Genomic DNA, 17,652 nt, shown 5'->3' on the forward strand with positions numbered 1-17,652 from the left:
CAGAGCAATTGAAATGTCTGCACAAGATTGGTTATCCCAAGGAACACTGGTACTCGCAAGTAATAACAAAGGTAAAATTGCTGAATTTGAAAAAATGTTTGCTGAGTTAAAACTGCCAGTTGAAGTGATTCCTCAAGGAAAACTCAATATCGAAGATGCAATTGAAGATGGTTTAAGCTTTATTGAAAATGCCATTATCAAAGCACGTCATGCTTCTAAAATTTCAGGAAAACCTGCTATTGCGGATGACTCAGGTATCTGTGTACCTGTTTTAGGTGGCGCACCTGGTATCTATTCCGCACGTTATGCAGGTAAGCACGGCGATGATGCGGCGAATAACGAAAAGCTTTTAGAAAACCTAAAACCTTTACGTAAAAGTGATCAACCAATACAAGGCATGTTCGTTTGTGTATTGGCTTTGGTACAACATGCTGAAGACCCATTACCACAAATTTTCCAAGGGATTTGGCAAGGTGAAGTTTTAGAACAAGCCCGTGGTGAAAATGGTTTTGGTTACGATCCTTTATTCTGGTTACCTGAACTCAACATTTCGAGTGCTGAAATGAGTAAAGATGAAAAGAATAAAATCAGCCATCGTGGACAAGCGATGCAATTATTTAAAGCAAGTTTAGAAAAATAAGTCCCTATAGGCCCCCCTCCTTTTCAAAGGTGAGGGACATGTTCCGCAAGGGTGAATTCAAACCTATGATAAGAAAGAATTTATATCATTTAGCTGATGTTACACAGGTTGATTATGGGACAGTTCTACATTTTTAACGTATGAGGGCTGATTATCATCAATGAAATTGCAAAAGTACTTGTGATTGTGATTTCAAATCAGTGGTGCTATCGCGTTAGGCGACGAGGATGTCGCCGTTGGACATAAGGAATATATTCCGAAGACAGGAGATCTTGCGAAGCTTGGCTTCTCATGTCCAACAAAGGATTTTGGTTACTTTGATCCTTCAAAGTAACAGTCGCCTGCACAAAGTAATTCAAACTTTGCAAGGCAGATGGGGCTGTACTAGCTTAAGAATATTGATATATAGTAAAAAAATTGAACATTTTCAGTTTTAGACATAGTTTAAATGCGTAACATCAGTTATTTAAGTCATTTACAATAAATGCACCACCACGCCATAAATCACGCAAACCACCACACTCACAATCGTTCCAGAAGCGATATATTTGGCTGAAACACCAGTGCCTTGATAATGCGTTTCCAACGCCACAATATTAGCGGCTGGGGGCAAACAAAATAATAAAAACATCACGCCAATATAGGTATTGATCTGCGGAAGTGGGAGTAGAAAATAAGCCATGCCACATAAAATCAATCCACAAAACATTTTCAATACAGCAAGTTTGACACTGGTTTGTATGTCCGCCCAATGTACTTTGGTTTTTCGCAACCACATGCCTAAAACACACATGCCAGCAAAACTCATGCTCCATTTCGCAAAAGTGTAAATCCATTCTACAATCAGGTTATTTTGAAAATGCTGTACATCAAAACAGCGTAAAGCACCTGCAACAATCAAGGCAATTACAGGCGGAGATTGCAGCATTTTTTTCAATAAATATAACTTTGGCTGCGGTTCAGAACTGACCGAGGTCACCGCCCATGAATTACCAAAAATAGATACCCCGATATAGAGTGGAATCATTGCCATACTGTGTTCTGTTCCAAAAATCGCGATCGCAATTGGAAAGCCCAACCACGCCATATTGGTATAGCTAAAACACAATGAAGCCAAGCGATCTTTTGACAGTTGCAGAAAGACAAAGAACAGAATAAAGCATGAGAAAAAAGCAAATAAAATTAAAGTGATGCTACCCGATTTATAAAACACCATATTGTAAATAATCACAATCGGGATAAAAATTCGAGCCAGCAATAAGGACAATAATGGCTTTAATTCTGCCGAAAACTTGCTACTTGCCAGTATCAAACCACACATAAATGATAAAACTGGAAATAACAACGCCATGATCCTACACCTGATTCTCAAATCATGACTATAGTACCACTTTAAAAATTGATGCATTTAAGCAATTGAAAAAATTAACCAGAAGCCCCCTGTCTTTAAATTGAAATATTAATGTCACCTTTTTGTCATGCAGAACTGTTGTTATAGCTGTTAATAAAATAGGAGTTAAAACTATGGCTGGCTTATCAATTTGGCATGTACTGATTTTTGCTATTGTGGTGATTTTGCTTTTCGGTACATCTAAACTCAAAAACCTTGGTAAAGATGTTGGTGGTGCAGTTAAAGACTTTAAAAAATCAATCAAAGAAGATGAAGCAACGACCACATCTGCAACTGAAGCACGTACGATTGAGCATCAAACCACTCATACTGATGTGAACTCTACGGTAAAACACTAATCGGTGAGGCGTAGATCATGTTAGATGTAGGATTTTCAGAACTTTTAGTTTTCGGCATCATTGCCCTGTTGGTGCTTGGTCCTGAAAAACTCCCTGAAGCTGCACGATTTGCTGCAAAGTGGTATAGCAAATTTAAACGTGCGATCAGTAATGTTCAAAATGACATTGATCGTGAATTACGTCTTTCTGAGTTTAGAGAACAGATGCAACAAGAAATGCAGCGCATTCAAGAGCTTGAAAAGAAAATGGAAGCTCAAATGCAAGAATTACAACAACAAAAAATCTTGGCTGAACAAGAAACATCTTTAGAATCAAAAACATTTAATAAGTCAATAAACTACTATAAAACAGATATTTCCATGCCATTGATTTACCAATCAAAAAACTGGTTTGAACTTCAAAACTGTAGCCAACCAACTCTTCGAATCGTGCCAATAGAAACAAATACACCTGAACTTAAGGTAGCTGTATGACCGAATCTTTATTACCTCAAGTACAAACAGATCCATCGAGTGATACCCCTCAACTAGAAGCAATGCCGATTACTCAGCATTTGGTTGCATTGAGAAGGCATTTATTTAAAATCGTCGGTGTCTTGATTGCAGTATTTTTTTGTTTATTACCCTTCGCCAATAAAACCTACATTACTTTATCAGAACCACTTAGAAAACAACTCCCTGCAAATTCAACCATGATTGCCACGGATGTAACAGCAACATTCATGGCACCCTTTAAGTTGAATTTTTTCATTGCGCTGATGATTGCAATGCCTTTTATCATTTATCAGTTATGGGCATTCATCAAACCTGCGCTGTACGAGAAAGAAAAAAATCTGGCTTTTCCTTTGTTATTTGGCAGTATTATCTTATTTTACGCAGGCGTTGCATTTGCCTACTTTATTGCACTCCCCTCTATACTGCATTTTTTTATCAGTGTTTCTCCTGAAACTGTTGCACCAATGACTGATATTAATAGCTACCTCAGTTTTTGTTTAAAACTATTTTTGGTCTTTGGTTTGACCTTTGAAATTCCGATTATTACATTAGTTCTTATTTTAATCGGTTTAGTGAGCACTAAAACCTTAGCTGAGAAACGTCGTTTCATTGTCGTTGGCTGTTTCTTCGTATCAATGTTTATTACACCACCAGATGCAATTTCAATGATCATGCTCGCAGTTCCGATGTGGATGTTGTTTGAAATCGGTTTACTCCTCGGCAAAATCATTGAAAAAGGCAAACCAATCGAAGCTTAAATATCCTAACAATAATATCAATTACAACTTTAAAGTTTCAGCAGTGGCTTGGGTCTTAAGCCACTGCTTTTTTTTAGATAATATATTTACTGAATCAATTCCATGGTTTAATTTCATGTTAATTTCTTGACTATTTCCCTTCCCTCTTCAACATTTCTCAATGACAGCACAAACCCTATCACATTGATATTTACAATGATTAAAAGCAACTAAATTTTAAATAAAAATCATTAAAAACTTAAAATATTATTAAAATTTAATTAAATGTAAATATAACAGTAAGAAAGTTTACATATAACTCAAGTATGGTCTAGCAGATTAAATATTTATTTTTCAAACACTTTAGCCAAAGGGAATCGTATGACAGACCTCACGCCATATCATGAAAACCAAGAGTTAGATAATAACACTTCAAACAATATTCATTTTCGCGATATTTTAGAGCAACATATTTCACGCCGTAGTTTGATTGCAAAAACAGCCAGCGGTGCTGCAGCACTTGCACTCGCATCGACCCTGACAGGTTGTAATGATGACGACGACAATACCACGACAATTTCACCAATTAAAAAGCCTGAAAAACTAACATTCAAACCTGTTGCTAAGAATCTAAATGATATTGTCACTGTTCCAGAAGGCTACGAAGCAAATGTACTCTATGCATTAGGTGATTCAATCAACCCGAGTTATGCAGAATGGGATGATAATAATGTTCCATCAGGCCCGAGCTTCCAGTTCCGCTCAGGTGACTGTCACGATGGTATGAGCTACTTTGGACTCAATGCTTCATCATTGAAATATGATGCTAAAGCATCTGAACGTGGCTTATTGGTTATGAACCATGAATATATCAACCAAACATTCTTACACCCTAAGGGTGCAACCAAAGTTGATGGTCGTCGCCCTGAAGATGAAGTCATTCGTGAAATGAACGCTCATGGTGTTTCTGTAATTGAGTTGAAAAAAAATAGCTCAACACAAAAAGTCGAAGTCGTTAAAAACTCATTATTAAATCGTCGCATTACAGCATCTACAGTGATGGATTTTGCAGGGGTTGTTGCAGGTTCGGACTTAGTTAAAACTCAGTATTCACCAACTGCAAAACAAACCCGTGGCACACATAATAACTGTGGTAATGGTTATACACCTTGGGGAACATATTTAACCACTGAAGAAAACTTCATTGGCTATTTCGTGCGTAACAAAGGTGATGATACTAAGCGTACACCTGCCGAGATCGTGGCATTAAATCGCTATGGTTTAAAAGATGGTGCGAGTTCACGCTATGGTTGGGAAACAGCAGTAGGTACAATAGAACGCCAAGACCTCTATGACCGTTGGAATTCATCAATTACAGCGGACACAGCAGACAAAGACTTCCGCAACAGTGCCAATACCTTTGGTTGGATTGTTGAAATTGACCCATTTGACAGTCGTTCAAATCCTGTAAAACGTACTTCTTTAGGCCGCTTTGCACATGAAGACTGCCGTGCGAGCCGTTTAATTGAAGGTGAAAACCTTGCATTCTATATGGGTGACGACTCACGTGGAGAATACATCTATAAATTTGTATCTGATGCAAAATGGGATGCCAAAGATGTCAATGGCGGTTACAAAGCTGGTGACAAATATATGAACTCAGGCAAACTTTATGTTGCTCAGTTCAATAATGATGGCACAGGTAAATGGATCGAATTGGCTTATGGTAAAAATGGTTTGAATGAAACTAATGCTGTATACCCTTTCAAATCTCAAGCTGAGATCACTACATTTGCACGTTTGGCAGGTGATGCAGTTAAAGCAACCAAAATGGATCGTCCTGAATGGGTTGCAGTAAACCCTGAAAATGGCGAAGTCTATGTGACGTTGACCAACAACTCAAACCGTGGCACAACACATGCACTTGATGCAGCAAACCCACGTAACTATAGCGATCCTGAAGGTGGTAAAGGCAATGTGAATGGTCACATTATCCGTTTCCATGAAAAAGACAATAAAACCACCGCTGAAAGCTTCACTTGGGACATTTATCTCTTTGGTGCAGAAGCAAAAATGGCGAGCAACATTAACCTTTCGGGTTTAAATGATAATAATGACTTGTCATCACCAGATGGCATGTGGTTCGACCCACGCGGTGTGCTTTGGATTCAAACAGATGACGGCGCATATACAGATACTACTAACTGTATGATGCTCGCAGCCTTGCCAGGTGTCGTTGGTGATGGTGCAAAAGCAACAACATCAGCGGGACAAGAAACCATTGTGGGTAAGAAAATTACCGATGAGAACTTACGTCGTTTCCTAACAGGGCCTAAGCAATGTGAAATCACAGGGGTCACCATGACACCAGATTACAAAGCCATTTTCATCAATGTTCAACATCCTGGTGAAGACTCTAAAGGCTATGACAAACCTGATAGTAACTGGCCTGCATCGCAAAAAGATGCAAGCAACAAAACTGCTCGTCCTCGTTCAGCGACTGTCGTCATTACGCGTAAAGATGGTGGTGTGATCGCGGGTTAATGACCCATTTACTTTAAAAAACTGTTTCAAATCCATACACGTCTCGACATGTATGGATTTTTTAGTTTTGAATATCGCGCTGTATATTGACTAAGTCACCTGAATATTCACCCTGTTGGGTTTTCTCGATCCAATCAATTTGTGAATGCCCAATTTTTAAAAAGTTTGAACAGCGTGTGCCATAAATTGGACTTTGAATAAAGGTTGAAGACAATAATTCTTCCATCTCTGTATTAATCCCAGTGTTAGGTAATAAGTCTGGAATAATTTTGCGTTCATCTTCCAAAATATCCCACACAGCATTTTGTAGATCTTGTTGAGGAATACTTGATAATTGCATCATTGGTAAGAATTCTTGGGTAAAGCGTTTACGTAAATGCTTAGTCTTTTCCCAGTCGTCAGTCATCAAACCATTGGAAACGACAAATACACCTTTGGCTAAAACTTGCGGTGCTTCACCACGGTTGCTCATATAGACCGCTTGTTGTTGATCTCCAACGAATAAATTAAAGCCTGCGTAATCACACTGTTTTGTTTCAAGTTCCAGTGCAAAGCGAATCGGGGTTTGATCAGATTCTAAAAAATCCTGTATTAATTGACCGCGTGTGGTTGGATAGGTCTGTTTATCCTGACCATCTCGGTAGTTGGTGACAATTGCCCAGCGACCTTGTTGTGTCACACCCATCCACGTACCACCAGATTGTAAGTCTTGCCCTGCGATAATAGGAGAATCAGACCAAGCATGTAATTGAGAGCTTGGACGGTGATAAAACTCATCTCGATTTGAAACTAAACATAGAGGTAAATCATCTAAAACTTGCCATGCCAACGCCACAATACACATAAAACACATTCCATGAACTTTACACATTGAATGTACAACATTTTTAATATGTTTCAGCTAAAATCTGTGCAAAATATAATTTCAAAGGATTAGGAATGCTGACCTACCCGAATATTGACCCTGTAGCACTCGAACTGGGTCCACTCAAAGTTCATTGGTATGGACTGATGTATCTTCTCGCATTTCTCTGTGCGTGGGGACTCGCGACTTATCGTGCCAAAAAGCGTGACAATTGGAACTCTGAAATGGTTTCTGATCTCGTGTTCTATGGTGCATTAGGCGTGGTACTTGGTGGTCGTATCGGTTATGTACTGTTTTATGAGTTTGGAAAATTCTTAGCAGATCCAATTTGGCTCTTTAAAGTTTGGACTGGCGGCATGAGTTTTCACGGCGGTTTTCTCGGTGTGATGATTGCCATGTTACTCTGGTGCCATAAATATAAGAAAACATGGTTTGAAACTTTAGACTTTATTGCCCCATGTGTACCTACAGGTCTGATGTTTGGGCGAATTGGTAACTTCATTGGTGGCGAACTGTATGGTCGCCAAGTCACTGATCCTAACTTTGCTTTAGGCATGATCTTCCCAACTGATCCATTACAGTTAATCCGTCACCCATCACAAATTTACCAAGCCTTGTGTGAAGGATTACTGCTGTTCATTATCCTTTGGTTCTACAGTGCTAAACCTCGTCCACGTTACGCGGTTTCTGCGATATTCCTGATGGGCTATGGCTGCGCACGCTTCTTTATGGAATTCTTCCGTGAACCTGATGCAGATCAAGGCTATATCTTGTTTGGATGGATGACCAAAGGACAAATTCTATCATTGCCAATGATTCTGATTGGTCTATGGCTCATCTGGTATGCCTACCAAAAGAAAATCTTCGACTGGGGTCCACAACGAAATACTTAATAAAGCTACATTAAGGCATAAAAGGTGAAGCAGTGGCTTCACCTTTTTTATGTTAAATTATCAGCATCTCAATATTTTGACATTACCATGCTTGAATTTTGGTTTAATCCTACCGTTTCTGTTGCAAAAAAATTAGCCTTTCTGGTTTTACTGGCATGTGTCAGCATTGGTTTATATCTTTACCAGCCTTTAACATTGGACAATATTTTACTTTTTGCAGGAACAGGGATTATTTTCTTGATTTGCCGTTATTGCAAAATTCACTTTGCTGCAAAGAATCCAACAGGAATTTTTTACCGCCTACTCACTTGGATTCCATTGGCTTTAGTTTTGGCACTGGTCTTTAAAAATATGAACAATGGCGAAATTCTGATTCCAGGTGCACAAGGTATTGCTTTCATGGCATTAGCAGTATGTATTTTTTCACCTTTATCATTACTGCACCAAAACACAACTTCGCCAGAAACAAAATCAGAGTCAAAATGATGTTGGAGTTTTGGTACTCTGAACGCTGTACTCGTGAAATAAAGCTGATCAGTTCAATCGTCGTCTGTGGCATTATTTACTATTGCTCAGGCATTGAAAAACTCAGTACAACACTCACGATGATTTGCTTAGGGATTGGTGTTGTAGCACATTTATTACACCAACAAAGCCTTAAAATTTCTGAAAATAATCCTTATGCAAAAGGCTTTAAAGTTCTGTTTTCTATTGCACCTATTGTTGCTGTAATTTTAGTGATCTGTTTATTAGCACCTCAACACAAACTCTTTACCGCCATACAAGCGATTGGCTTTAGTGCATTAGGTTTATTCATTGTGTCTATTTATCAAAATCGAGCCAAGCGATTTGAATAACAAAAGTTTCTAGATTCTCAAAAAAAAGAAGCTATTCAGTGAATAACTTCTTTTTATATCGACGAACACCACACTATATCAAACTAGATAAACACACGTCTTACATCACATTAAATAACTTTCTACAACCACAAAGTAATTATGTAAGAAGTCTATTTATAACAGCACATTTGAAAATAAAAGCGATCAGCTAGGTAAACGATAATATTCATAAGTCACGTTTGGATCTTTATACACATCATGGCTACGCTGTCTATAATCCGACACCCACTGAGAGCCTGTAAACCCAGCAATATGCCCATAACGATGGCGACTGGTACGGTTAATGATGTAAATATCACCTTCTTGTGGATTATCAAAGGCTGGACGAATTTGCTTATAACCAATCTCTGTTAATGTTGAACCCCAATCTGATGCTGCAATTGGATGATCCGTAAAACGAGCCCCTGCTGACTGAAGTGCAATACGTACATATCGTGCACAACGATGCGCAGTAGTGCTTCGAGACATGCTCACTAACTTTTCAGTAAACTTTGAAATATCCAAAAACTTAAACTGATTGTTCTCATCATTTTGATTTTTATAATTTTCAAATGCTTTATTTTTTAAAAATTGCTCTGGGTTAAATTTATTATTGTTTTCTGATCGAATCTGAACATTTACCGTGGGATTCACGTATTCATTCATATTCACATTGTGGTCATAAATCATGTAGCGTCCTCAACAGCCCTTTCAATTGATCCAAACAGCCTTGTTCAAACCAACAAAACAATTCACAAGCCATGAATACTAATCAGCAAACCTTAAAATGTAGACTTAAAACATGTAAAAAAATATGTAAGTGTTAATAAATCTCATTTGAAATACCCCAACTCACTGAAACTACTGAATTTACAAAGTATACAAAACACTTTTAATTGGTTGTTTTTTAACCAACCAATGAATTTTAAGTCGTATTGGTAAAATATTTCATGAATCTAATCAATCAATTAAACTGTCAGTTAAGTCACATTTATATTTTTAATTTCTGCTTAAAACGCATCTAAATTTCTATTTTAAAATAAAAAAGCTTATGAATTTCTCATAAGCTTTCCCTCAAACAACCAATAACAAATGTGATACAGCAATGCGAATTAATAACAATCCCAGTTATACAGCACTTTGGAAAAATCACGCTTTTTAAGATCATCTGGATGGATAAAGAAATTCCCTACACCTGAATCACCCCACATAATCTCTATACCGTCTGTATCATCCGTATCAATCTGCAACAGTAAGACATAGTCTTGAATATCCTCATTATATTCACGTGGATCAGACTGAGTGAAGAATGGATAACCGCCGAGACGATGACCATTTGCAGAGATCACTTCACTATATTCATCACAAAACTCTTCGCTCTCATCATCCTCTTTATCATAAGGATCAGTGACTTTACTCGCAAAATCAAAATTATTCAGATCAATATAGCTAACCGCTTTTTCAAATTGCACAGCGGATTGACCTGAAACTGGGCTATAGGCATCATCCCCCAATACAGGAAAATCTTGTACCAATGCTGAATCATCTTGCTGAACCGTGTCATAAAAAATAACCCGAAAACCATCTTGTTTTTGTTGATCATCGAAGTCCAAACCATATAAATCATCATTTGGATTGATAAAAAATTGCAGGATTCCTGACTTCGGATACTGATCATTTTCAGGCAATTCAGCAAAATTAATCTGTGCCAACAATTGTAAATTTTCACCCTCTAAACTTTGTGGGTATTGTTGCCCAATCGGTAAATATGGATGTCCACCCACTTTACTTTGCCAAAGACTTAACTGATCAGCAGCAGATAGATTGATTTCAATACTGTCTTTTTGAGTTGCTACAATTTGTTCCTTATAGGGTTGTAGGCAAGCAGGAAGTTCATTCAAATCTATACTCATTTGTTATCTCTCTTCATCTTAGGTTTGATTGTAAATTCGATTTAAATCGGCTTTTTAAAGTTAGGTCACAAACTAAAAAAATATCATAGTTAAAAAGACCATGAGATTAGTATAAACTCTCTAGCTATTCAAAAATATTACGGAAAAGTAGCAACGCGACATGACTTGTCTTATAGATAAGTTTTGACCATGCTTACTCTCCTCAACTTGGAACATCTATGAAAGCGTATTTAGACCTTTTACAACATATCCTAGACAATGGCGGTGACAAAGGTGATCGTACTGGTACAGGTACACGTTCTGTATTTGGTCACCAAATGCGTTTTGATTTATCCAAAGGCTTTCCACTTCTCACCACAAAAAAAGTGCATTTCCGTTCAATCGTGATTGAACTGTTATGGTTTTTGAAAGGTGATACCAATGTTCAGTATTTAAAAGACAATAAAGTGTCAATTTGGGATGAATGGTCAACTGCTGAACAAACGGCTCGTTTTGGACGTCCTGAAGGTGAATTGGGCCCTGTCTATGGTCATCAATGGCGTAACTTTGGTGCGACTAAAAAAGAGGATGGTTTGTTTGAAAATGACGGCTTTGATCAAATCAGTTGGTTGGTCAATGAAATCAAAACCAATCCAAACTCGCGTCGTTTAATCGTATCTGGTTGGAATCCAAATGAAGCTGGAAAAGTGGCTTTGCCACCTTGCCATACCTTGTTCCAGTTCTTCGTTCAAGATGGAAAGTTATCTTGCCAACTGTATCAACGTAGCGCAGATGTGTTTTTAGGTGTGCCGTTTAATATTGCAAGCTATGCCCTACTCACACACATGATCGCGCAAGTATGTGGCTTAGGTGTAGGCGACTTCGTTTGGACTGGTGGTGATACACATTTATATGCCAACCATTTTGAACAAGCGCAATTACAATTGACCCGTGAACCCTTGCCTTTATGTCAATTGAAACTCAATCCTGAAATCAAAGACATTTTCGATTTTAAATTTGAAGATATTGAAATTGTCGGTTATGAATCGCATCCTGCGATTAAAGCTCCTGTTGCGGTTTAATTTTAAAATAACACCACATTAATTGAATTCCCCTAAATCCCTCTTTAAAAATATTCTCCTCTCTTAAACTCCTCCCTTTGACAAAGGGGGGTGGGAGGGATTAAAAAACGAGTTAATTATGACATTTAAAAATTTTGAAATTGTGCATGTGGTTGCAATGGATCAGCAACATTGTATCGGCAAAGGCAACGATCTTCCTTGGCATATTTCAGCCGACCTAAAACACTTTAAAGAAATCACCCAAGGCGGTGTGGTGGTAATGGGACGTAAAACCCTTGAATCGATGGGACGTGCTCTACCGAAACGTGTCAACTGGGTGATTACTCGTGATCCAAACTGGGCTTTTGAAGGTGTAAAAACTGCGGACTCAATTGAATCAGCACTAGAACAAGCTATTCCTGATGTTTTAACTTCGGAAAAACCGAATACAATCTTTATCATCGGTGGTGGTGAAATTTTCAAACAAACCATCAACATTGCAGATCGTTTAGAACTCACTCATGTTGAGCTGGATGTACAAGGCGATGCACATTACCCAGAAATTCCTGCTGAATTTAAAAAAGTCGCAACTGAATCACATATTGATGACAAAACTGCCATTGCATTTGAGTTTGCAACTTACCGAAAATAGGGCTGTTTAATAAATAAAAATAGCATGTTATGAACAGTGTAAATAGAAAATCAGTAATGCATACCATTTTAATGGGCTTGCTCCATTCCCTTTTTGGGCTTTTCATTGTTCTAACATCACTCTGGTTTTGTTTAGCGATATGGATACAACAACCTTTAGGACAAGTGGTGGGTTATATCATCATCGCGCTTTGGGTTATTTTCGCTTTTAGTATTCTAGGAATCTATTTTACAAAAAATCTGTTTAGTCGAAAAACAGATTCTTTGATCTACATAGCGGCTTTTCTGATCAGTCTATTGTGGTATTTCAATATTCCAGCCAAACAAGATCGTCAATGGAGTCCTGAAGTCTCTCGTATTTTTAGCTATGAAAAACAAGGAAATCTAGTCACCATTCACAATGTCCGTAATTTTAACTGGCATTCAGAAACACAGTATGACGAACAATGGGATACTCGAACATTTAATTTAGATCACATCACTGGGGTCAATATCATTACTTCCTATTGGATGGGACCTCAAATCGCGCATACCTTGGTTAGTTTTAATTTTTCAGATCAAAAACCATTAGTTTTTTCAATAGAAATCCGCAAAGAGAAAACTGAAAGCTTTTCTGCCATCGGTGGTTTTTTTCGACAGTTTGAGTTGAGCCTAATTGCCGCAGATGAAAAAGATATTGTCTATACACGCAGTAATATTCGCGGTGAACAAGTCTACTTCTTTCCCATTCAATTACCCAAAGCAGAAAGCAAAGCACTGTTTGAAGAATACTTATCAAAATCCGATGGTTTAGCTAAAAATCCAAAATGGTACAACACGCTAACAAGTAACTGTACAACTTTGGTTTTTGATATGATTCAAGCTATTAGCCCTAAAAAACTTCCTTCTGATTATCGTTTATTTGCTTCAGGTTATTTACCAAATTATTTATATGATTTAGGTGCGCTTAGTCATCAATGGTCAATGAAAGAATGGTATAAAAATGCACATATCAACCCAAGAACTGCGAGATATGCACATTTTAAATATCAGAACAGTACCAATTTTTCAAAAGTCGTTCGTCTTGGTTTACCCCAACCTTTAGAGAAATGAGTAATCGCAAGTTGTATATTTAAATTTGCTCAGACCAGAAATTTCATTTATTTTCTATGTAGATAAATTTATTGAAATTAAAGAGATCGTTTATGTTAAAAAAACTAATTTCAACTTCAATTGTGACCGCAAGCTTATTGATAACAGCTTGTACAACTACACCTAATTCAGATCAACAAGCTCAAAATTTAGCCTTATTACAAAATAAAAATTGGGAACTCACTTATATTGGTGCGACTGAATTTAAAGCTGATCCAAATGCACGTAATAATCCAAGTATTCAGTTTGGTTCTGACTTACGTGTCAGTGGTTCAGATGGTTGTAATCGTCTCATGGGACAGTATGCGATTAAAGGACAGCACATCACGCTTGGGCAATTGGGTGCGACCAATATGTATTGTCAAAATACGATGCAACTTGCAGGGCAATATACTGAAGCGTTGAATAAGGTGAAAGGCTATCAAGTCTATGACAAAACTTTGAAATTGCTCGATCAATATGGAAATCGTGTTTTAGAGTATAAGATTCAATAAGTACCAAATCATTAAATATAATCTAAAGCCAAAGTCTACACATTTAGATTTTGGCTTTTTTGTTTTTGGCATACTTTTAGTCATAAATACGGGATAGAAACAATACTTTTAATACATACCCCATCCATTATTCCAATTTAAAATAGAGTTTTGTTTTAGTATTTGGCTGTCTTTATGAAAATTTTAGCAACTGTCGTGATCGCATGTTTACTGCTTTCAGCTTGTAGTTCAATGAATGTAAGACCGACTGTCGGTGTCAGTATGGGGACATCTGTGAAATAAAAAACAGCGCCGAGGCGCTGTTTTTTTTATTTAAATGCATCCATAATACCTTGCCAAGGTTTTACAAATGGACAATTCGTTCCATATGGACTGGCATCAAAAGGTTGTCCTGCATCTGAATCACTATCTACTTTCATGATACCTAAACCATAATTCATACTAGATCTTAAAGAGCTACCACTCACCTTCACATCAGCATTTAGCTGAACACTTTGCCAACCAGCATAACTTCTCAAATAGTTAACTTTAAAATCAAATTTACCAGTAGAATCGGAAGTGTATGTAAATGTAGGAGTAATCGTGCCATCTGGTGAAACAAAACCTGTAGCAATAGGCTTTGTCGCTGCAATTGCACATTTGACTGGTGTTCGAGGAGCTATCACCAAACCAGTTAAAGCATCAACTCCAGCTTGTAGAGCTGTAACTGTTGCTTGAAATGCATTTATCTCTGATTTTTTTACTGAAATTTTACCATTTAAATCAGCGATTAAATTATTAAGCGTAATTATTGCAGCCTTAGAGTCAGCTGTTGCTGGATCTATTGCCTTTTGCTTATCTAACTCTGATTTACTATCAGCTAATTGGCTTTGTAAATCAGCTAATTCACTATTCGCTTGTTGTAACTTTGCCGAAGCTTGAGCAGACTTAGTCTTTAAAGTTAATACATCATTTTGTCGAATATTATCGAGTTCTTGCTTTAGCTTAAATACACCTTCATAAGCTTGAAGAAAATCAATACTCATCGTTACCGTTTGATTTGCTATTGGTTTACCATCTATGTCTACGATATGTGCAGACAATGACTCTGTATAATAAGTTTCCGCAGGATTCTTTGAGATCACACCTGAACGACCAAACGTGATATTTCCTACTGGCTGCGTTACTACAGCTGAAGTAACGTTTAACTTAGTAGATTGTAAAGTAGTAACACCGTTACTATCTTTAATAGATGCATTCAGTGTAATACCATTTTTTATTAGATTATCAGCAACACTACCACTCGAGCTTGGTAAGACTATCGTAAATGTAGCATTACCTTCATCATTCGTTGTGATAACAGATGCACCAGAAATAGTGACTAAGTTGGTCTTAGTATCTAACACTGCGAGTGAAATAGACTGACCACTAACACCACCACCATTCTCATCTACGGCTTTTACTGTAATAAGTGCTGAGTCACCAGTGACAACTAATGTTGGTTTATTGGTTGATAGATTTAAATGTAATAAAGCTTCAACACCACTAACAGAATTAGATACATTCAATAACATTGTTTGTGAGGTAATTTTTTCAGATGTGTCTACAAACTGAGCAGTCAGTCTCACACCTTTAGCAACCAAATCATCAATATTTTTTATATTTGCACCATTTAATTCTAAGTTAAATACAGCATTTCCAAGCTCATCCGTTACACTGGTTGATGTACCGGCAATAGTTATCCCATTATTTTGCGTATCTTCAATTGCCAATGACACATTTTGTGCTGAAACTCCACCACCATTAACATCGACTAATTTAACAGTTAACGTCGCTTTATCTCCAATCACATTAAGTGTTGGCTTAGATGAATTCATTACGATGTGATAATTTGTTGCAACAGGTTTTGGAATTGTTGTTGTATCACCATCGCCAGCTGGTGAACCACTTTTACCATAATAACCATCTCCCCCACCACAACTCGCTAACAAAATTGAAATAGCAATTGCACTTAACTTTCCAGTAAATTTTCTAGTATCCATAACTTTACCCAACTGAAGAAACCTTAAATTTGTATTTGTATAATTTGCCTGCTATGTAACCATAGATATTTACAGGTGTAAATATGCTATTTATAAATGTTTTTTTATGTAATTTTTATTGTTTAAAATCAGGTTAATATATGTACGACATTATTATTATCGGTGCGGGAACAGCAGGCATAAGTGCTTATAAAGAAGCAATTAAACATACTCAAGATGTCCTTATCATCAATAAAGGTCCTTGGGATACTACCTGTGCCCGAGTCGGTTGTATGCCTAGTAAAGTACTCATTTCTACAGCAAATAGAATGCATGATATTCAAAATGCTCAAGAAGTCGGTTTAAACGTAAAATCTGAAATAGATACAAGCCAAGTAATGGAACATGTACAAACTTTGCGTAATCGCTTTACCCGAGCAACACTTAGAGACGTTGAAAGCTGGAATCCAGAACACAAAATTTCAGGTGAAGCTAAATTTATCAATCCGAATACCATTGAAGTAAATGGAGAACAATACAGAGCAAAATCATTTATTATCGCTGTCGGTTCAACACCAAGCTACGACCAAAATTGGAAAAATGAAATTGGCGATAAGCTCATGACTTCGGATGAAATATTCGAGTTAAATACTTTACCAAAATCAATTGCGGTCATAGGTAGTGGTGTAATCGCAATAGAATTGGCACAAGCAATGCATCGTTTAGGTGTTGAAACGACAATATTTGCGCGTAGTAAAAAGGTCGGCGTACTCAGCAGTCCAAATTTGCAAAACATTGCCCAAACAGAACTAACAAAAGAATTGAATATCAAATTTGAAGTTTTACCAAGCGATGTAAAGAATATTGAATCCGGTGTAGAAATCATCTTTACTGAGAATAATCAGTCTAAATCCATCCATGTAGACTATATTTTAAATGCTACTGGGCGTAATACACATTTACCCAGCTTAGCTTTAGAAAATATTGATCCTGCTTTTTCAGACCTAAAAAAACTTCCAATTGATCTAAAAAGTAAACAATTGTCGTCACTACCGATCTTTATCATTGGTGATGCTTTTACTCAAACACCATTACAACATGAAGCAGCCAATGAAGGACGTGAAGTCATCTCTAGTTGTTTGAATTTTCCCAAAGTAAGCAATCTAAATACGTTAACACCTTTAGGTATTGTGTTTAGCAATCCAGAAATGGCAATTGTTGGGCAAAGTTATACAAATCTAACCAAATCAAACATTGAGTTTATAACTGGCTTTGTTTCCTATGAAAAACAGGGGCGTGCTTTGGTTTTAGGAAAAAATAAAGGCGCGATAGAAGTGTATGTAGACAAAAATTCAAGAAAGCTTTTAGGTGCTGAATTATTTGTAGAATCCGCAGAACACATGGCACATCTACTCTCTTGGATGATCAGTGAAGAATTAACAATTGATGATATTCTTAAAAAACCTTTTTACCATCCAACACTAGAAGAAGGATTACGTACTGCATTGAAACATGCAAGAAGACAACTACAATAATATATTGTAAATATCAATGTAAATATGGGCTTCAATTGAATAATAGAAGCTCTTTTTTTACATAAATACCAACAATTACATTTATATT

The 17,652-nt window shown here is 37.1% G+C and carries 18 protein-coding genes; 13 read left to right on the plus strand and 5 right to left on the minus strand.

All coding sequences use genetic code 11. The features are described 5' to 3' along the window. Positions 1 to 13: 13 nt before the first annotated feature. The gene (gene rdgB, locus EXE09_RS03945; protein ID WP_130116411.1) at positions 14 to 640 is read left to right on the plus strand and encodes an RdgB/HAM1 family non-canonical purine NTP pyrophosphatase; all 627 of its coding nucleotides are present in this window, start codon (positions 14 to 16) and stop codon (positions 638 to 640) included. Between the two features lie 475 nt (positions 641 to 1,115). Here the strand turns inward: rdgB and EXE09_RS03950 are convergent, their stop codons facing one another. Next, positions 1,116 to 1,991, minus strand: a complete 876-nt coding sequence (locus tag EXE09_RS03950) for a permease (protein WP_130116412.1) — start codon at positions 1,989 to 1,991, stop codon at positions 1,116 to 1,118. Between the two features lie 173 nt (positions 1,992 to 2,164). On the opposite strand from EXE09_RS03950, the gene tatA reads away from it, so the two are divergent. From tatA to EXE09_RS03970, 4 genes are all read left to right on the plus strand, one after another. Beyond that, positions 2,165 to 2,389, plus strand: a complete 225-nt coding sequence (tatA, locus tag EXE09_RS03955) for a Sec-independent protein translocase subunit TatA (protein ID WP_068973052.1) — start codon at positions 2,165 to 2,167, stop codon at positions 2,387 to 2,389. Positions 2,390 to 2,406: 17 nt separating this feature from the next. Beyond that, positions 2,407 to 2,862: a Sec-independent protein translocase protein TatB gene (gene tatB, locus EXE09_RS03960; protein ID WP_130116413.1), complete on the plus strand. Its 456-nt coding sequence runs from the start codon at positions 2,407 to 2,409 to the stop codon at positions 2,860 to 2,862. After that, entirely contained in the window at positions 2,859 to 3,641 is a 783-nt protein-coding gene (tatC, locus tag EXE09_RS03965; protein WP_068973050.1) for a twin-arginine translocase subunit TatC, read from the plus strand. The genes tatB and tatC overlap by 4 nt, the downstream gene beginning before the upstream one ends. A 360-nt stretch (positions 3,642 to 4,001) precedes the next feature. Beyond that, the gene (locus EXE09_RS03970; RefSeq protein WP_130116414.1) at positions 4,002 to 6,164 is read left to right on the plus strand and encodes a PhoX family protein; all 2,163 of its coding nucleotides are present in this window, start codon (positions 4,002 to 4,004) and stop codon (positions 6,162 to 6,164) included. Between the two features lie 61 nt (positions 6,165 to 6,225). On the opposite strand, the gene EXE09_RS03975 is transcribed toward EXE09_RS03970, so the two are convergent. Next, the gene (locus tag EXE09_RS03975; protein WP_130116415.1) at positions 6,226 to 7,008 is read right to left on the minus strand and encodes an NRDE family protein; all 783 of its coding nucleotides are present in this window, start codon (positions 7,006 to 7,008) and stop codon (positions 6,226 to 6,228) included. A 95-nt stretch (positions 7,009 to 7,103) separates the two neighbouring features. Here EXE09_RS03975 and lgt point away from each other — a divergent pair, with 95 nt between their 5' ends. From lgt to EXE09_RS03990, 3 genes are all read left to right on the plus strand, one after another. Beyond that, positions 7,104 to 7,922 (plus strand): prolipoprotein diacylglyceryl transferase, encoded by an 819-nt coding sequence (gene lgt / locus EXE09_RS03980; protein ID WP_087552376.1) that lies wholly within the window; start codon positions 7,104 to 7,106, stop codon positions 7,920 to 7,922. Positions 7,923 to 8,009: 87 nt separating this feature from the next. Beyond that, on the plus strand, positions 8,010 to 8,408 hold the full coding sequence (locus tag EXE09_RS03985; RefSeq protein ID WP_130112866.1) for a hypothetical protein: 399 nt from the start codon (positions 8,010 to 8,012) through the stop codon (positions 8,406 to 8,408). After that, a complete protein-coding gene (locus tag EXE09_RS03990; protein WP_130116431.1) occupies positions 8,408 to 8,779 on the plus strand; it encodes a hypothetical protein in 372 nt (123 codons plus the stop codon). Before EXE09_RS03985 ends, EXE09_RS03990 begins: the two co-directional genes overlap by 1 nt. 186 nt (positions 8,780 to 8,965) lie before the next feature. On the opposite strand, the gene EXE09_RS03995 is transcribed toward EXE09_RS03990, so the two are convergent. Both EXE09_RS03995 and EXE09_RS04000 read right to left on the minus strand, forming a co-directional pair. Continuing rightward, entirely contained in the window at positions 8,966 to 9,490 is a 525-nt protein-coding gene (locus EXE09_RS03995; RefSeq protein WP_130112865.1) for a CHAP domain-containing protein, read from the minus strand. 422 nt (positions 9,491 to 9,912) lie between these two features. Further along, positions 9,913 to 10,713: a YwqG family protein gene (locus tag EXE09_RS04000; protein WP_130116416.1), complete on the minus strand. Its 801-nt coding sequence runs from the start codon at positions 10,711 to 10,713 to the stop codon at positions 9,913 to 9,915. 218 nt (positions 10,714 to 10,931) lie between these two features. Here EXE09_RS04000 and thyA point away from each other — a divergent pair, with 218 nt between their 5' ends. From thyA to EXE09_RS04020, 4 genes are all read left to right on the plus strand, one after another. Next, positions 10,932 to 11,774 (plus strand): thymidylate synthase, encoded by an 843-nt coding sequence (gene thyA / locus EXE09_RS04005; protein ID WP_068975504.1) that lies wholly within the window; start codon positions 10,932 to 10,934, stop codon positions 11,772 to 11,774. Positions 11,775 to 11,892: 118 nt separating this feature from the next. Next, positions 11,893 to 12,405 (plus strand): dihydrofolate reductase, encoded by a 513-nt coding sequence (locus EXE09_RS04010; RefSeq protein ID WP_130116417.1) that lies wholly within the window; start codon positions 11,893 to 11,895, stop codon positions 12,403 to 12,405. A 29-nt stretch (positions 12,406 to 12,434) separates the two neighbouring features. Next, entirely contained in the window at positions 12,435 to 13,496 is a 1,062-nt protein-coding gene (locus tag EXE09_RS04015) for a DUF4105 domain-containing protein (RefSeq protein ID WP_130116418.1), read from the plus strand. Positions 13,497 to 13,588: 92 nt separating this feature from the next. Next, positions 13,589 to 14,029 carry an META domain-containing protein gene (locus EXE09_RS04020; RefSeq protein WP_130116419.1) on the plus strand — a complete coding sequence of 147 codons (441 nt, stop codon included), beginning with the start codon at positions 13,589 to 13,591 and terminating at the stop codon, positions 14,027 to 14,029. Between the two features lie 308 nt (positions 14,030 to 14,337). Here the strand turns inward: EXE09_RS04020 and EXE09_RS04025 are convergent, their stop codons facing one another. Then, on the minus strand, positions 14,338 to 16,050 hold the full coding sequence (locus EXE09_RS04025) for a hypothetical protein (protein WP_130116420.1): 1,713 nt from the start codon (positions 16,048 to 16,050) through the stop codon (positions 14,338 to 14,340). 140 nt (positions 16,051 to 16,190) lie between these two features. Between EXE09_RS04025 and EXE09_RS04030 the strand changes: the two genes are divergently transcribed. After that, complete coding sequence (locus EXE09_RS04030; protein ID WP_130116421.1) at positions 16,191 to 17,564, plus strand: dihydrolipoyl dehydrogenase; 1,374 nt, start codon at positions 16,191 to 16,193, stop codon at positions 17,562 to 17,564. Positions 17,565 to 17,652 lie beyond the last annotated feature (88 nt).

This window comes from Acinetobacter sp. WCHAc060025, from assembly GCF_004209355.1.
GTDB lineage: Bacteria > Pseudomonadota > Gammaproteobacteria > Pseudomonadales > Moraxellaceae > Acinetobacter > Acinetobacter wuhouensis.

Excerpts from the sequence above, each read along its gene's own strand:
- rdgB (WP_130116411.1), top strand. The coding sequence starts at position 14 with ATGTCTGCACAAGATTGGTTATCCCAAGGAACACTGGTACTCGCAAGT.
- EXE09_RS03950 (WP_130116412.1), bottom strand. The coding sequence starts at position 1,991 with ATGGCGTTGTTATTTCCAGTTTTATCATTTATGTGTGGTTTGATACTG.
- tatA (WP_068973052.1), top strand. The coding sequence starts at position 2,165 with ATGGCTGGCTTATCAATTTGGCATGTACTGATTTTTGCTATTGTGGTG.
- tatB (WP_130116413.1), top strand. The coding sequence starts at position 2,407 with ATGTTAGATGTAGGATTTTCAGAACTTTTAGTTTTCGGCATCATTGCC.
- tatC (WP_068973050.1), top strand. The coding sequence starts at position 2,859 with ATGACCGAATCTTTATTACCTCAAGTACAAACAGATCCATCGAGTGAT.
- EXE09_RS03970 (WP_130116414.1), top strand. The coding sequence starts at position 4,002 with ATGACAGACCTCACGCCATATCATGAAAACCAAGAGTTAGATAATAAC.
- EXE09_RS03975 (WP_130116415.1), bottom strand. The coding sequence starts at position 7,008 with ATGTGTATTGTGGCGTTGGCATGGCAAGTTTTAGATGATTTACCTCTA.
- lgt (WP_087552376.1), top strand. The coding sequence starts at position 7,104 with ATGCTGACCTACCCGAATATTGACCCTGTAGCACTCGAACTGGGTCCA.
- EXE09_RS03985 (WP_130112866.1), top strand. The coding sequence starts at position 8,010 with ATGCTTGAATTTTGGTTTAATCCTACCGTTTCTGTTGCAAAAAAATTA.
- EXE09_RS03990 (WP_130116431.1), top strand. The coding sequence starts at position 8,408 with ATGTTGGAGTTTTGGTACTCTGAACGCTGTACTCGTGAAATAAAGCTG.
- EXE09_RS03995 (WP_130112865.1), bottom strand. The coding sequence starts at position 9,490 with ATGATTTATGACCACAATGTGAATATGAATGAATACGTGAATCCCACG.
- EXE09_RS04000 (WP_130116416.1), bottom strand. The coding sequence starts at position 10,713 with ATGAGTATAGATTTGAATGAACTTCCTGCTTGCCTACAACCCTATAAG.
- thyA (WP_068975504.1), top strand. The coding sequence starts at position 10,932 with ATGAAAGCGTATTTAGACCTTTTACAACATATCCTAGACAATGGCGGT.
- EXE09_RS04010 (WP_130116417.1), top strand. The coding sequence starts at position 11,893 with ATGACATTTAAAAATTTTGAAATTGTGCATGTGGTTGCAATGGATCAG.
- EXE09_RS04015 (WP_130116418.1), top strand. The coding sequence starts at position 12,435 with ATGAACAGTGTAAATAGAAAATCAGTAATGCATACCATTTTAATGGGC.
- EXE09_RS04020 (WP_130116419.1), top strand. The coding sequence starts at position 13,589 with ATGTTAAAAAAACTAATTTCAACTTCAATTGTGACCGCAAGCTTATTG.
- EXE09_RS04025 (WP_130116420.1), bottom strand. The coding sequence starts at position 16,050 with ATGGATACTAGAAAATTTACTGGAAAGTTAAGTGCAATTGCTATTTCA.
- EXE09_RS04030 (WP_130116421.1), top strand. The coding sequence starts at position 16,191 with ATGTACGACATTATTATTATCGGTGCGGGAACAGCAGGCATAAGTGCT.